The sequence below is a fragment of the Glutamicibacter sp. NPDC055354 genome (genome assembly GCF_053644955.1).
On sequence record NZ_JBSHMB010000001.1, the window covers coordinates 1,610,969 to 1,611,830 of the forward strand.

At 52.7% G+C, this 862-nt stretch carries 1 protein-coding gene; it reads right to left on the reverse strand.

Annotated features, from left to right (window positions below; all coding sequences use genetic code 11):
* A partial coding sequence (locus tag ACWICV_RS07530; RefSeq protein ID WP_454090545.1) for a hypothetical protein occupies positions 1-831 on the reverse strand: 831 nt, incomplete at its 3' end.
* Positions 832-862: the final 31 nt, after the last annotated feature.

Here is an 862-nt window from a genome sequence, read left to right on the forward strand (position 1 = left end):
AGTGTTCGCATCAGCGTTATCCGCAGTGTTCGCATCGGTGTTCGCATCGGTGTTCGCATCAGCGTTATCCGCAGTGTTCGCATCGGTGTTCGCATCGGTGTTGGCATCAGCGTTATCCGCAGTGTTGTCTGCCGTGTTCACGTCAGTCGAATCGTCAGCCACAACGGTGAAGGTCGTGAACCCGTATGCGTCGCTTTCAACATCAGTTGCAACGATCAAGTAGCTACCAAGTGCCAAATCAGTCGAATCGACCTCGAAGCTAATGTCGCCCTTGTCGTCAGCGGTAACGGTTTCAGGCATGGCAGCAGCAGCGATCTTGGCTACAGCCGAGCTGGTGTCGCCCAGCTGGCTCTGCTCGATCTTGACTTCGCCATTTGCGGTGAATTCTTTACCAGTTACGATTCCCGATTCACCCTTGACCAAACGATTAGGGGTGATATCGATGTGGACTTCGTTCTCAGCCGCATCGTCCGGAGTTACCTGGAAGTACTCAGTGTAAGTCTTTCCGGTTTCTTCGTCCGTCACTTCGACGGTGTAGATACCCTCTGGCAAACCATCGGTATCGTACTTGTACTCGAATCGACCATCCTCGTCAACGATGACATCGCCCTCATGTACTGGGGTTTCTTCACCATTTGAGTTTCGGATGATTACCTTGACGTTGCCTTCCGGAGTGAACTTGTCACCAATCACGGTAACTTCGTCGCCTTCCGTAACGGAATCAGGTACAACGCTGACGATCGGGTGCTCCGTGTTGTCCGCAGTGTTCTCAGCCGAATTATCCGCAGTGTTCTCAGCCGAGTTCACCTCAGTGTTCTCAGCCGAGTTCACCTCAGTGTTCTCAGCCGAATTATCCGCAGTC